This window comes from Polymorphobacter sp. (assembly GCF_048007885.1).
Taxonomy (GTDB): Bacteria; Pseudomonadota; Alphaproteobacteria; order Sphingomonadales; family Sphingomonadaceae; genus Sandarakinorhabdus.
The window spans coordinates 157269-171225 of sequence record NZ_CP180346.1 but is presented as its reverse complement, the minus strand read 5'-3'; the positions used below and the strand labels follow the sequence as shown (position 1 = coordinate 171225).

The 13957-nt window shown below is 61.5% G+C and carries 14 protein-coding genes; 8 read left to right on the top strand and 6 right to left on the bottom strand.

Annotation, left to right across the window (positions count from 1 at the left end; genetic code table 11):
• Position 1: 1 nt before the first annotated feature.
• The 5 genes from ACMVO5_RS00745 to ACMVO5_RS00725 all read left to right on the top strand — a co-directional run bounded on the left by ACMVO5_RS00745 (position 2) and on the right by ACMVO5_RS00725 (position 6078).
• Positions 2 to 382 carry a hypothetical protein gene (locus ACMVO5_RS00745; protein ID WP_416908185.1) on the top strand — a complete coding sequence of 127 codons (381 nt, stop codon included), beginning with the start codon at positions 2 to 4 and terminating at the stop codon, positions 380 to 382.
• Complete coding sequence (locus ACMVO5_RS00740) at positions 379 to 2211, top strand: type IV secretion system DNA-binding domain-containing protein (protein WP_416908184.1); 1833 nt, start codon at positions 379 to 381, stop codon at positions 2209 to 2211. Before ACMVO5_RS00745 ends, ACMVO5_RS00740 begins: the two co-directional genes overlap by 4 nt.
• Positions 2211 to 4403 carry a MobF family relaxase gene (mobF, locus tag ACMVO5_RS00735; protein WP_416908183.1) on the top strand — a complete coding sequence of 731 codons (2193 nt, stop codon included), beginning with the start codon at positions 2211 to 2213 and terminating at the stop codon, positions 4401 to 4403. Before ACMVO5_RS00740 ends, mobF begins: the two co-directional genes overlap by 1 nt.
• Positions 4291 to 4962, top strand: coding sequence for an ATP-binding domain-containing protein (locus ACMVO5_RS00730; RefSeq protein WP_416908182.1), 672 nt, complete (start codon positions 4291 to 4293; stop codon positions 4960 to 4962). Before mobF ends, ACMVO5_RS00730 begins: the two co-directional genes overlap by 113 nt.
• 222 nt (positions 4963 to 5184) lie before the next feature.
• Positions 5185 to 6078 (top strand): ArdC family protein, encoded by an 894-nt coding sequence (locus ACMVO5_RS00725; RefSeq protein WP_416908181.1) that lies wholly within the window; start codon positions 5185 to 5187, stop codon positions 6076 to 6078.
• An 80-nt stretch (positions 6079 to 6158) separates the two neighbouring features.
• Here the strand turns inward: ACMVO5_RS00725 and ACMVO5_RS00720 are convergent, their stop codons facing one another.
• Genes ACMVO5_RS00720 through ACMVO5_RS00695 form a run of 6 tightly spaced genes read right to left on the bottom strand, consistent with a single transcriptional unit; the run spans position 6159 to position 12256 of the window.
• On the bottom strand, positions 6159 to 7115 hold the full coding sequence (locus ACMVO5_RS00720) for a hypothetical protein (RefSeq protein WP_416908180.1): 957 nt from the start codon (positions 7113 to 7115) through the stop codon (positions 6159 to 6161).
• Positions 7112 to 8017 carry a restriction endonuclease gene (locus ACMVO5_RS00715; RefSeq protein ID WP_416908179.1) on the bottom strand — a complete coding sequence of 302 codons (906 nt, stop codon included), beginning with the start codon at positions 8015 to 8017 and terminating at the stop codon, positions 7112 to 7114. Before ACMVO5_RS00715 ends, ACMVO5_RS00720 begins: the two co-directional genes overlap by 4 nt.
• A gap of 22 nt (positions 8018 to 8039) precedes the next feature.
• Positions 8040 to 8855, bottom strand: coding sequence for a hypothetical protein (locus ACMVO5_RS00710; protein WP_416908178.1), 816 nt, complete (start codon positions 8853 to 8855; stop codon positions 8040 to 8042).
• A complete protein-coding gene (locus tag ACMVO5_RS00705) occupies positions 8855 to 9214 on the bottom strand; it encodes a hypothetical protein (RefSeq protein ID WP_416908177.1) in 360 nt (119 codons plus the stop codon). The genes ACMVO5_RS00710 and ACMVO5_RS00705 overlap by 1 nt, the downstream gene beginning before the upstream one ends.
• A gap of 49 nt (positions 9215 to 9263) precedes the next feature.
• Positions 9264 to 10256, bottom strand: coding sequence for a hypothetical protein (locus ACMVO5_RS00700; RefSeq protein WP_416908176.1), 993 nt, complete (start codon positions 10254 to 10256; stop codon positions 9264 to 9266).
• 20 nt (positions 10257 to 10276) lie between these two features.
• A complete protein-coding gene (locus ACMVO5_RS00695) occupies positions 10277 to 12256 on the bottom strand; it encodes an N-6 DNA methylase (RefSeq protein ID WP_416908175.1) in 1980 nt (659 codons plus the stop codon).
• A gap of 708 nt (positions 12257 to 12964) precedes the next feature.
• Between ACMVO5_RS00695 and ACMVO5_RS00690 the strand changes: the two genes are divergently transcribed.
• Genes ACMVO5_RS00690 through ACMVO5_RS00680 form a run of 3 tightly spaced genes read left to right on the top strand, consistent with a single transcriptional unit; the run spans position 12965 to position 13942 of the window.
• Positions 12965 to 13153, top strand: coding sequence for a hypothetical protein (locus ACMVO5_RS00690; protein WP_416908174.1), 189 nt, complete (start codon positions 12965 to 12967; stop codon positions 13151 to 13153).
• Entirely contained in the window at positions 13150 to 13533 is a 384-nt protein-coding gene (locus ACMVO5_RS00685) for a DUF3768 domain-containing protein (protein ID WP_416908173.1), read from the top strand. Before ACMVO5_RS00690 ends, ACMVO5_RS00685 begins: the two co-directional genes overlap by 4 nt.
• 1 nt (position 13534) lies before the next feature.
• Positions 13535 to 13942, top strand: a complete 408-nt coding sequence (locus ACMVO5_RS00680; RefSeq protein WP_416908172.1) for a hypothetical protein — start codon at positions 13535 to 13537, stop codon at positions 13940 to 13942.
• Positions 13943 to 13957 lie beyond the last annotated feature (15 nt).

Below are 13957 nucleotides of genomic sequence, written 5' to 3'. Positions count from 1 at the left end.
CATGAACCGGGTCAAGCTCTCCGTCCGCGTGCCGATGGGGCAGGAAGTGATGATCCGGCGCTATGCCGAGGCGCGCGGATTGACCCGCTATCAGGCCTTGTCGCGGGTGATCGAAGCCGGGCTTGGCGCGGTAGCGGATGCGCCAGTCGCGGGCCGTGGCAGCGCTGGCGATGATGCCATGGCGGGCTTCGAAGCGCGGCTTGGCGTGATCGAGGCGCTGCTTGATCGCAGCCTGTTCACTGCAAGCGCGGCCTATGCCTATGCCCGGCGCGCGGCCTTGCGCGGGGATGGCGATGCAGACCGCACCGACACCATGATCGGCGAAGCGGCGCACTCGGCCTATCGCCGCCAGCGCGCGCTTGCAGCCGAGGCGCGCTCATGAGCCGCGACCGCGACAATCTTCTGAGGGGCCAAGGCCTCTTCAAGCAGACCATCGCCGGGCTCGCCGCGCGCTGGCGCGGCTATGCCTGGACCGTTGCGGGCAGCGCCGGGCTCGGAGCCTTTTTGCTGTCGTCCCGTAACACCCCGTCCGAACAATGGACCTGTGCCTATCAGCACTGGCAGGGTGTGGCGGTCAGCTGGTTTGCCAGCGGGCGCAGCGATCCTGCGATCACGGTTCACCTTCACGACCGGACCGCGCGGGTGCCTGCCAGCGTGCTGGCCAATGACCGGATATGGCTTTGGTGCTGGGATGATCTTTTCGGCAGGGCGCTGCTCGGCGGCACATTGGGCGCGCTGGTCGGCATGCTGCTGTGCTTTGGCTTTGCTATCTGGATACGCAGCGAGGGCAAGGAATCCACCCGCGATCGTTTCATTACTGGCACGCAGATCGTCCCCGAACGTGTTCTCGCGAGGAAGACGCGCAAGGCCACCAATGCGCGGTCGATCCGCATCGCCTCGGTCGGCATTCCGGCTTGGCTGGAATGCCGTCACTTCGCCCTGCTCGGCACCACCGGGGCAGGCAAGACCACCGTCATGCGTCAGATGCTTGACCAGGTCGAAGCGCGCGGCGAACCGGCGCTGGTCTATGATACCTCGGGCGAGTTCATTACCCACTACTACCGCCCCGAGCGCGGGGACATCATCCTCAATCCCTTTGACGAGCGATCATCCTTCTGGTCCCCACTCTCCGAGATTGCCCATCCGGCGGATGCTGATCGCATCGCGCGCCAGCTGGTGTCCGAAACTGGCGAGCGCGATGATGATGTCTGGCTTGAAACCAGTCGCATCCTCGTCGCCAATATCCTGCGGGTACTCAGCGCGGAGGGTCGCACCACACTCCCCGACCTGCTCGACGCGCTGCAGGTCAAGGGCAAGGAGGAGATGAAGGTCTGGCTGGCGGGCACATCATCGGCGCGCACCTTTGCCGATGATGCGGACCGGGCCACGGGAAGCGTGCTGTTCATGCTCGCCAAGGCAGCGACCCTGCTGCAGTTCCTGTGGCGCGAGCCGGGGGATCGGGGCAGCTTTGCCTTCCGCGAGTTCATCACCGGGCTCGACGCGCATCAGGGGCCCAAGCCCTGGCTCTTCGTCCCGCGCAAGGAAGACTATTTCGAGGCGATGAAGCCGCTGCTGGCCTGCTGGCTGGAGTGTGCAGCCAGCGCCATGCTGGGCCTGCCTCCTTCGGACAGGCGGCGCATGTGGTTCTTCCTTGACGAGCTGGCCGATCTTCCCCGCGTCGACAATCTCACGCGGCTGCTCCCCGAGGGCCGCAAGTTCGGGGCCAGCGTCGTCCTGACCTTTCAGGCCATCGGCCAGATGCACCGTCGCTATGGCCGCGACAGCGCCGAGGCGCTGCTCGGCTGCTGCAATTCGAAATTGTACCTGCAGCTGATCGACCGCGACACGCGGGAATGGGCATCGCGCAATATCGGCGATGTTGAAGTGGAAGTGCGGAGCGCCTCGGACAGCTTCGAGACTGGTCCGCATAGCGGGCGCACGTCGGTAGGCAGCACCCGCGTGGTCCGCCCTGCGGTGATCGAGAGCGACCTGCGTCAGCAGCCGCATCACGGTTTCCTGCAATTGCCCGATGCCTTGCCGGTGGGGCGGATCAAGTTGACGCGGGAGCACATCGATGCGCGCGGGCCTGCGCGCCATCCGGCCTTTGTGCAGGCAGACATCAGGCGGATGCTCTGGAACCGCATGCCGAAGAAGGCTGATACCGGCACGGCCAATGATGACCCGGCCACCACACTCAAGGGACCGGTCTGATGGTTGCCACCATCGGCGCGATTAGCAGTTCCGCCGCCGCTGCGAACTACTTCGAATCTGATGACTACTACGCCGATGGGGGCATCTCCCCAAGCGAATGGCAGGGCGAAGGTGCCAAGGCGCTGAGTCTGTCGGGCGAAGTGAATCGCGAGACCTTCCGTGCAATCCTTGATGGCACGCTGCCCCATGGCCAGCAGCTTGGCACCATGCGCGATGGCAAGCTCCAGCACCGGCCCGGTTGGGACGTCACCATGAGCGCGCCCAAGTCGGTTTCAATCATGGCAGAGGTGGCGGGCGATCGCCGGTTGGTGGTGGCGCATAACAATGCCGTGAAGGCGGCACTGGCCTATGTCGAGCGCCATGCGGCTGCCACCCGCATCCGTGCCGACGGCGGGGTCGAACATCGGCAGACCACCGACAATCTCGTCATTGCCAGCTTCCGGCATGACACAAGCCGGGCGCAGGACCCGCAGCTCCACACCCACAATGTCATCATGAACATGACACAGGACGCCGAGGGGAGTTGGCGCAGTCTGGAGCCGCGCGCCCTCTACCAGCTGCAGAAGGCCATTGGTGCGGTCTATCGGCAGGAGTTGGCGGTGGGCGTGCGGGCGCTTGGCTATGCCGTCGAGCAGGGGAAGGACTGCCTGTTCGAGATCAGGGGCGTCCCCGCCGCCGTGATCCGCGCCTTCAGCGAGCGCGCCGCCCAGGTCGAAGCCCGGCTTGCCGAGCGCGGCCAGACCCGCGCAACCGCATCTGCCGAGGAAAAGCAGATCGCCGCCCTTGATACCCGCGAAGCGAAGCAGAGCCTGGAGCGGGGCGAGCTGGTCAGCACATGGCGTGCCGAAGCTGATGCGGCGGGGTTCGGGAAGGACGCGCGGGAAGCTTTGGTGGCAGGCAGCAAGGAAGCGGCGGCAAGTTCTGAGCATGGCAGCGCGTTGGCCGCGCAGGGGCAGATCGTGGCACATCAGGCCGTTGCCCTTGCCGCCGCCAATCTTGGGGAGCGCCAATCCGTCTTCGCCGCCGCCGAGCTGGAGAAGGAGGCAGGGCGCTATGGGTTAGGCCGGGTCACTGTTGATCAGATCAGCGCAGCGGTCGCCCGCGCGCAGGGCGACGGCGCGCTCGTGCCGCGCACCTTTCTCGACAAGCGCGGGGCCGAGTTTGCGGGGTTCACCACGGCCGAGAATGTCGCCCATGAGCGGCAGTTGTTGCGTTTGGAGGCAGAAGGGCGCTGGGCGGCTGCGCCGATCCTGTCGGCCAAGCAGGCCGCTAGCGCGGTTGCGCGCGCCGAGCTGCGATCCGATCACCCCTGGAACGAGGGCCAGCGCGCGGCTACCCGCGCGCTGCTCACCAGCCCCAACCGCGTCACCGGCCTGCAGGGCTATGCCGGGACCGCCAAGACCACCACCGTGCTGGCGACCTTTGCGCGCGAGGCCCAGGCGCGCGGGATTGCGGTGACCGCGCTTGCGCCGACCGCGTCCGCTGCGCAGACATTGGGCGATGCGCTTGGCCAGCGTGGCGAGACCGTTGCCCGTCAGTTAGTGCGCAATAGCGCATCGCTGTCTGGCGGGGTCTGGATCGTCGATGAGGCGTCGTTGCTTTCGGCACGCGATATGGCTTCCCTGCTTGGCCTTGCTGCTGACGGCAAGGCCCGCGTCGTGCTGGTCGGCGATGTGAAGCAGCTTGGTTCCGTCGGGGCAGGCACTGCCTTTGCCCAACTCCAATCCGCCGGCATGGCCACCGCGCGGCTGGACAATGTTGTGCGCCAGACCAATGTCGCCACCCGCGAGGCTGTGCTGGCATCGATTGAAGGCGATGCGCGCAAGGCGCTGGACGCGCTGGATCGGGGCGGCGGAAAGATCATTGCCCATGGCAGTCAGGGCGAGCGCTTTGCCGCTATGGCCAAGGCATATGCCGCGCTAGATACCAGCGAGCGCGCGCGCACCCTCGTGATCGAGCCTTCGCGCGATGGACGCGATGCGCTGACCGCCGATATCCGCCGCGAGCTTGCCGCAGCCGGAGTCCTGTCCGGCCCCGCCATCATCGTGGAAAACCTGATCGCCAAGAACCTGTCGCGCATTGAGGCCCGCGATCCGGCAGAGCTATGTGCCGGGCGATACGGTCCGCTTCCTGCGCGACTATGCCGACAAGGGTGTGACGCGCGGCGCTGCCTATCGGGTCGAGCGCATTGATCCGGACAAGGCCGCCATCACGCTCAAGTCCGCCGACGGGTCAGCTGTAGATTGGCGGCTGCGCCAGTGGGGCGCGGGCAAGGTCGAGGTGTTCGAACCCAAGCCGATGGAGCTTCAGGCGGGCGACCGCGTGCAGTTTACCCGCAACGACCGCGAGGCCGGACGCATTAACGGGCTGCGCGGCACCGTCACCGGCATCGATCCCGAGCGGCAGCAGGCGACCATTGCGCTGGCCAATGGCCGGGAACAGCGGCTCGATCTTGGCGACCCCCGCGACGCCCATCTGCGCCATGCCTATGTCCAGACCGCCCATGCAGCCCAAGGCCAGACCGCCGAGCGTGTCCTGATCCACGCCGACAGTCGCTCTGCCAATCTGGTCGATCAGAAGATGCTCTATGTCGCGCTCTCGCGCGCGAAGTCCGAGGCGATTGTCGTCACCGACGACAAGGCGCGGCTGATCCGCGCGATCCATGAGCGCGCGGGCGAGAAGCAGACCGCCATGGAAGTGAGTGCGCCCGAGGCCGCCAAGACGAAATCTCTGGGGGCTGGTCTCGGCTGAGCGTAATCTTGGGAAACCGGGCCATGGCATCCTTAGCCCTGCCATTGGAATGAACTGCTCCCTCTCGTGACTGCCCGTGCCGGGCGGGATCAACAGCCTGCCCGCTCCATTCGGGCTGCGCCCTCCCGTGTTGGCTGTTCCGCGCTCCCGCGCTGACCCGCCCGGCCATCCGGCCCGTCCCTTCATCCGCGTTCCCAACGACAGGACGAAGGATTTACCACCATGGCCAGCACCGCAACCGCCAGCATCTATGACACCATCACCAACCAGATCATCGCCGCGCTGGAGCGCGGCACCGGCGACTACACGCTCCCCTGGCACCGCAGCAGCGCCCCGCTGACCCGGCCCGTCAATGCGGTCACCCGCAAGGCCTATCGCGGCGTCAATGTCCTTGCCCTTTGGGCCAGCGCCGAGGCGCAGGATTTCGGCCACGGTCTCTGGGCAACCTATCGCCAGTGGCAGTCAATCGGCGCACAGGTTCGCAAGGGCGAGAAGGCCTCGCCGATCGTGTTCTACAAGGTGCTGGACAAGCCCGAGGGCAACGAAGACGAAGCGCGCGACGGCGCGGGCCGGATCTTCGCGCAGGGCTCGCATGTGTTCAACATCGCGCAGGTTGAGGGCTACGCCTTGCCCGAGGTGCCGGAAGCCGAGGCATTCGACCCCATCCCTGATGTTGAGGGCTTCATCGCGGCCACCGGGGCTGCCATCCGCATCCAGGGCGACAGCGCCCACTACACGCCTTCCACCGACACGATCACCATGCCCGACCGTGAGCGGTTCTTCGCCACCGACACCGCTAGCGCGGTGCAGAACTGGTATGCCATCCTTCTGCACGAGATGGTCCACTGGACCGGTGCCGATCACCGTCTCGCCCGCACCTTTGGCAAGCGCTTCGGCGACGAGGCCTATGCCATGGAAGAGCTGGTCGCCGAGCTTGGCTCAGCCTTCCTCTGCGGTGACTTGGGGCTCTCAGTGACCCCGCGTCCCGATCATGCCTGCTATCTCGCCAGCTGGCTCAAGGTGCTCAAGGGCGATAACCGCGCGATCTTCACCGCCGCCAGCGCGGCCGCGAAGGCGGCGGAGTGGTTGGTAGTGGTCTCCGGAGGGCCAGAATGAAATACATCTCGCGTCGATCAAGGCGGTGAGGTCTCTACCGGCATGGAAGCGTTTTTCAGGCCCAATTCCGATTTTAACATTCAAACCGACAGCCCCGCTTTCTGTTGCCGTAGCCGGACATGCTCCACACGATGGCACGTTGGGCAAAGTAGAGAGTAATCGGCGGTTGTCGTGTAGCGCACTCCCTCATCTAGCGGGTTATTGTGATGGACATCGAGCATGCCACGCGGTTTCACACCAAGTTGCGATGCGATTCCGGCAGGATCAAATTTACAGTGATCACAATAAAGCGTCCCCCGTGAAAGCCGCTGCCTGATAAAGCGGTCGGCGAGCCAAGCTGATCGTTTCTTGATCTTCGCCAGGCGCTCTTCCTCCACGCCTTCGAGCACAGCCAAATCACGATCAATGTCCCGCTGAGTTCTGGGGTTGATGTGACTCAAAGCCGCTAGTGCAAACTCATCCTCGATCCCGATCCAAGCGTTGCCAGTGTCTACTGGCTCAATGTCGAGATCGGCAATCAGGCCACGCTCGTCATCGTTGAGGGGGCGGAGTGTGGCAGATGAATGCGCATACAGGCGTCGATAGGCTTCGGGACCGAGAATATCCTTCGCTTTCCGTGGGTCATTGATCCGGAAACTTTGCACAATCGGAAATGCCACCGACCAGCGGAAGCGCTTTCCACCTTGCGCCCACATATCTTGGAGCAGCCGGTATTCGTCAGGTCCGAGGATTTGATCCAAAGGCCTGCTGGTGGTTCTAAGCTTATGCACCGCAATAAATCGGCCAGCGCGCTCATCGTGTGCATCACGATCAGCAAGATAGATGGGATCATTCTCAAAACCGGGATTTGGCTTTTGGAAAGTCTCGGTAATGTATTCGATTACGTATCCGTTTCCAAACTGCTTTTGAATGGTGCTTTGACATTGATTGCGTCCCGTCAAATTTCCATCCGTCGGCGTAAATCCCATCCAGGTGGTGCCGGGCAGCCAATCTGCCTTTGACGCCATTACTGGCGCAGGAAGGTCCTTTATCTTCAAAGCGGCACCTGATCCTTCTTCATATAGGCGGAGAAGAAGTCAGGTTCGATGGTCAAAGCCTTCGTTTCGCGAACTCCCAATCGTTCTTCGATGAGAAGTTCCAGCAAACGGTCAATGTCGACAAGCTCGATTGCCGTTGCATTATCTTGCGCCGCGGCTTCTCGTGCGCCCTTGGTGAAGGTCCCGGTCGTCAGAAAGATGCCGCGTTCCGCCCTGCCCTGAATTGCGCCGCGAAACTCCCTGATCTTGTCCGGCCCTACGGTGCCGTCGTACCGCTTGCACTGGAACATGACTTTGGTTCTGACGAACCGGTTGATGAGGAGGTAACCCTCCCCATCAATACCCTGATCTCCGGCCTGTCCCGTGACCTTGACGTTTTCAAAGCCGATGTGGCGTAGCAATCGAGCGCAAAGTTCTTCGAAACCCTTGTCGCTGGTGCCCTTGAGCAACTGGACAAGCCGTTCCTGAATCTCGTCCTGATTGAGGTATTCCTTTTCGTCCGGGGCGCTTGCATCCTCGTCATCGTCAGGCGATTTTGGCTCGCTTTTCCCTTCGCTTTTTTCCGTGTTCTGAAAACCGCCGTGGACTTGTTTGAACAACCGATGCGATTCTTCATGCGAGAGGTTAGTAGCGCGGCCCTTTTCGGTAAGTACCCAGACGCCGCGCTGCTCGGTATCGATGAGGCCAGCCTTGGCCAGATAGAAACGCGCCCAGCCTACCTTGTTCTCGAACTTGGATTGACCACCCTTGGTTGTTCCTTCGAGCTCTGCCTGGGGAATTTCGTGATGCTCGGCAATCCAGCCATAAACCTCTTTGGGCTTCGCCGAGGAGCCAAGCTCTCTCAGTCCTTCCAAAACGGGATTGAAGTATTGTATGAACTTTGGACCCTTTAGGTTCGCCATCGCAAATTACCTCCCGCTATCACTACCCAACACAGCGTAAGAAGCGCATAACAATACGGTATGCCGGTTCGTATGCTGCGAATGCCTGCTCATGAGGTTGGAGCTCGCCGTGCAAAAGGGTGTTTCTGAGAGCATAGACAACTTCGATGATGCCTTCGAACAACTGCTGATCTGTGCATCGGAATGTGATGTCTCCTGCCATGATCTCACCACCAGCGTCGGCGAAAAGATCAGTCATCGGACGCGGATCACATCCACGATAAAGATCTCGCAGATATGCTTGTTGTGCACCCGAAAGCAGCGCGAATTGATCATGGCCTTGCAGGCCGTCCAAACTGAAAGCATCCTGCTCAATCACAGCTCGCACATCCGCCGGATTAGCGATGGACTTCACCGAACTTCGCAGTCCGCCGTTGTGGCGCTCGATAAGGTAGCGCAATCCGTAAGCGTCTATGGTTTGAGGATAATTCACCCCTCCCCCAAGGCAGACGGAGCGGAAGGATATCCGCTCCACGACCTCGCCCCGCATGGTTTCGATATGAAAATTGTCGAGGCAGACGTGGAGGTCTCTTACCAAGAGTTTGAGTTTCTGCGCAGGTTCCTGATCAGGGATGGGCACGCCGTGCTGATCCCGCTGAACTCGCCGTAGTAGCGGCATCATGCCGTTTCGAACCGGGTTGGGCGATTGCTTCACGAAGCGAAGAGCCTCGGCATCACGCCTTTGTTGCGACGCATGCCGGTACCAAGCGTTAAAGGCAGCCCAAGCCTTGATGAAGGGACCGATATAGTCGATCTCCGCCCGATCCATCCAATCTCGGGCGTTAGGAGGAAGTGCCATCAGTTCGCCCCTTCCACTGTGGCGAGATAGGCCAATGCGGCGGCCTCGCTGTCTTCAATGGCGATTTCCACGGCGCGTTTGGCCGCGTCGAGCAGCGCCGCGGCGCCGGCCTTTGCTGCGCGAGCACTCTGAACGTGCGCCACAATCTGCGTTGCCACCGCATCGGGCAGTTCAGGCATTGGCAGATTGAAAATGTCGGAATCCGTGATCGCTGGATACATGCTGGCGCTGGCGTAGAGATCAAGCAGCTCGCAGATCACCGGCAGGCGCAGGTATGTGAGCAGAACTTCGGGCGCGATGTCCTGCGGATTGATTACAACGAACCCGGACGAGCAGACGAAGCCCGCCTGTTCCGGCATGATCTGGGCGGACAGGCGGCGGATCGGGCGGACCGACGACGTGATGATGTCACCGGGCCTGACATGCCAGGTCGCGCGAACTCGGTGCTTCTGCCGCTAGCAATCGGGTGCTGCCCGTTGCACCCGCGCCATCCATGTCGCTGATTTCGATGTAATCGAACATACCATGCTGTTCCGGCCGGAACCTTTCCCGACGCGGTTTGGCGACACTGGAAATGGTCCTTCCATCGGAAGACAGCATGTCGAGCAAGGCCTGTATGCGTGGAGCGAAGAAGCGTGCATCCAAACGACCGGCGGCGAGTGCGTCGCTGGCCTTGGCCGCGTAGGTCAGCGGCTCCGGCGGCATCCAATCGGCGAGGCCGAGGGCATCGAGTAGTATTTTTTCTGCTTTTCTGGTCGAAGCAATCGAGTCGCGCCGCGCTTCAAGCGCATGATCGACACACGCTGCGACAGTAGTTTGAAGATTTGCGCCAAGAGCTGGTATCGGCACTTTTCGGACTTTAGCCAACGACAAGCCCTGCTGCACCATCCCGGAAGCATGGCGCGTGATATGATCCTGGCCGAACTTGCTATTCAAGTACGCTACCGCAAACCTTGGTTTGACGGGGCCCTCAGAATGGAATGCGATGCGGGCCACATCTTGATCAAGATTAGCCGGCAATGCTTCCTCAGCAACAAGCGCACAGTTCCCAACCGTCCCGCGTGTCGAAAGTATCAGGTCATCAACTTTTAGTGAGGAACGCCTGTTGGCATCGTCCACCCATTTGGCGATGGTATCCGCCCCCGTTCGGTCCGCAAACCAGTCAGAGGCGCAACTGGCTGTCAGCATCGCGATCGGCGAGTCGTCGTCGACGACATGATAGCCGTGCGGGCCATCGGTCACGAACGCAATTTCGTCAATTTTCGTTAGGCTTTGGCGATGCAGTGCTTGGTCTTCGGCCAAATATCGCTTGAAGAAAAACTGAGAGTCGAACCTCGAATCTTCCTCCAGATCACTGCGCGATACGATCGCAATTTCCAGCCCCTTCAACAGACCTTTCAACCGGTCCTCATTGAAGGGGCCTACCGAAAAAAAGGCAGGCCCTCGCGCCGGGCAAACTCTTCGAACGCTTCGGCGATGCCGTCCTGCGTCAGCCCATCATGGTTGAACAGGTCGTGCTCGACGATCAGATGGTTGTGGCTGTCGCGCAGGAACGTGCCGTCCGGGTTCTTCCGGTAGACCTTGCGGCCCGAGTTATCGACGCTCTCCACCTGCTGCGTGGCGAAGAAGATATTGTAGTCTTCCTGCCGAGGGCACAGCGGACCTGCGGTAGCATCATCGTTCCACCTTTGAACGAACAGCACACTGGTTTTTGTGCCCGTGTGCGGCTTGAACGTGTTGGGGTGCAGCCCAACGACTGCCAGAACGCGGCACCGTTCCATGATAAATTCGCGCAGGCGCTGGTCAGATGAATTGTTGAACCTCCCCTGTGGCAGCACCACCGCCATACGCCCACCGGGGCGCAGGAAATCAATGTTGCGTTCGATGAACAGCAGATCGCGGGCAACCTTGCCCTCCAGCTTGCCATCCTTCTTGTGTGCCACCTCATAGGGGCTGAGCATGTCAGACTGCTTGATGTCCCCAGCGAAGGGAGGGTTCGCCATCAGCACATCGAAGTTGAACTGGCGATATTCGCCTGGCTTCTTGACCGCGCGAAGGCGCTTCAGGCCGTTCCAGCCATTGGCGTAGGTTTCCTGCCACTCTGGCTGGCTGGTGGTTTCATCCCACTTCGTCCAGTCGAGCGTGTTGAGGTGCAGCACGTTGGTTTCGCCATCGCCCGCGATCAGATTGAGGCAGCGGGAGACGCGGACGCTCTTTTCGTCGAAATCCACCGCGAACACATTGCGGCGGACATACTCCACCGCGCGCGGCTCTTTCGCCTCCATGGTGAAGAGGTCGCCTTCCGACTTGCCCAGCTCCGCGTAAATCTGCTTCCAGACGTGGAACATGGTGTGGACAGTGAACCCTGCCGACCCGCAGGCCGTGTCGATCACCGTTTCGTGTTCCTGCGGGTTCATCATCCGCACGCACATGTCGATCACCCAACGCGGGGTGAAATACTGGCCCTTTTCGCCTTTGGACGATTTGGAGACCAGATACTCGAAGGCGTCGTCCACGACATCGAGGTTGGAGTTGAACAGCTTCCACTCTTCCAGTGAGCCAACGCAGACTTGAAGGTGATCGGGCGACAGGCGGATGCGCTCATCATCCAGAAATACACCCGGCCACTTCTGCTTGGCTTCGTCAAAGAGAGCCTGAATTGAAGCCTTGAGCTGCGCCGCTGTATTTTGGTTCCGAAAGCGCAGATTGCGATGCATCTGGTACGACGTCATCTCGTCATACAGCTTCGTGAAGATAAGTTTGAAGACCTCTTCGAACACGTCAACGCCCGCGTTCGCCAGAACTTCGTCTTCCATTTCCTGAATGAGGCCACGCAGGGACCGAGCAGATTTTCCTTCCCGGGCGCGTGCATCTTCGAGTTCGATGAGGGTTTGGATTCGCCAAGGCTCATCAACAATCTGCTCGATCGTCTGGTCTGCCCGAGGCAGCTCATGGATCGGCATGAAATAGTTGGGATTCTTGCGGTGCCACACCTCAGCGAGGATACCGTCGCTCCACACGGCCAGAGGTGCACCGGTGGCATGAGCGTATGATCGCAGCTGCTCTTTGCCGTCCTTCAGCTTCTGCTGCTTCACCTCAATGATGATGTAAGGGACGGTTTTCCTGTCAGCGTCGAATACGACGATATCCGCACGCTTGGACGTGTCACGCCCGAATGTGATCGGATATTCGACAGCGATACGCGAAGGAGCGTAGCCAAGCGTATTGATCAGGCGCGAAAGCCAGAGCTGGCGCACATGTTCTTCAGGCTTGAGCTGGACCTCCTTATTTCGAACGAGGCATTCAACGTAGCGGACGGATTTGCCGCGGACATCTCGTTCAACGCTGCGCTGCGTCAAGGCGCTGATTTCATCCTCTGAAAATAGAACAAAATCAATCATTTCTTTTGTCATTACATTCATTAGGCCCCGTCCCCAAGTACGTACCAGTCACGCCGCAATTCGATTGGTTGCGGCTCTCCCACAAGATTCCGTACAGCTACAACAGGAAGTCGCAGACCGCGAGTGAAGAGTTGAAATGGTTCCACTTCAGCAAGTTAGCTCCGATCAGATGTAGGGCAAAGCCCCTGGCGATTTTGTCGCTCTCACGTCCGCAGTGGTGCCGCTACCCCTTCGGGCAACCTGCTCTATCCCCTGGCGGGGACCGGGCCTGTAGTCCCGGCCCATTCGGGTGACGATCAGGAGCGGGTGCAAGCGGAGCGGGAGTTTCTGGAGGACGCGCTCTGTCCCGCATGGCCCTTGGCCATGCTCCTGAGGGCGCGGTGTCTTTGAGCTAACCCGCAGGCGCTCTTGCCTCTCTCATTGCCGGACACCCGCTGGCCCACTTGGCCCGCGCGCAGGGCGTCCGGCGGCTTCGCGCCGTGCAAGGGCGCCGTTCTTGTGCGGATCGCTGCTGCGATCCTTGAGGGGAACGCCAAGGGCTTTGCCCTCTCGTTCCCAAACCCCAATTGACGCCCCCGTGTGGCGGGCTTCGCCCGCTGGCCCGCGCCAGGGCATCGATTGGGGTTTTCCCTCCCCCTCCCATCCTCGCCGGAAGGCAGAGCCGCATGCCGCGTGACGGATGCGGCTTTGCCGGATGGAGTTTGGACCATGGGAGATCTGACCTTGAATTACCGCGCATGCGGGGCCGAGTGCCGAGAGGACTGGCTGCGCATGCTGGCGCATGACAATGGCTTGCCGCTGGTGGCGGTGCAGCAGTTGGCTGACGAGCTTGGCGAGCGCGAGGATTTTGGCGAGCTGGTGCGGCTGTGCGAGTGTGGCGGGAGTATCGCGTTATGAGCGGCGCGGTGCTGACGCGGGCCGACCGGATTGCGCGGCTCAATGATCGGGCGCGGCGCGCCATGGGCATTGCCTGTGTGGTGGTGGCGACCGAAGGTATTCGGGCCCTGCCCGAGGCGGACCAGTCGCGGCTGCGCGAGTTGGTCGAGACCTTCGATGCCTTCACGCCCGATAATGATCCCTATGGCGAGCGCGACTTCGGCGCGGTCTATCAGGGGATTGACGGTGTCTGGTCGACTTCGCGGCCCGTTGATGTTGCCGAGACCGTGTTCTGGAAGATCGATGCCTATGATCGCGCGTTGCGGTTTGGCAGCGAGGACCCCGCCGATCCCGCCGTGACCCGGCGGGTGCTGACCATCATGCTGGCCTGCGAGTACTGATATGGCTGGCCTGTCCCACACGGTCGAACCGTCGCGCCTTGCGTTCGGTGCGTGGTGCCACGCCACCGACAAGCAGATTGGCGAAGGCGATATTCGGGCCAGCTACAGCGCCGACCGCATCGGCATGGGGGAACCCATCCGCAAGCCATTCCGATACGCCGGGGAGCTCTGGGTCTGCGTTGGCACAGGTCCTGCGGAAGCAGAGGCCTACCGGCTCGTGCACCCATCGCTCTATGGTGGCACTGCGCGCAGCTATCATGATCGGTGCCGCGATGGCGATCGCGCGCGCGGTGATCAGGCGGGTTTTTATGACGGCATCGTCGTGCGTCACGCCGGACGGGAACTGTTAATGGCCGGTCCGCCTGTTACCTTCGTCGCAGGCGAGGAGGCGCAGCTGTCCCTGTTCTGAAGCTGCGGCATTTTT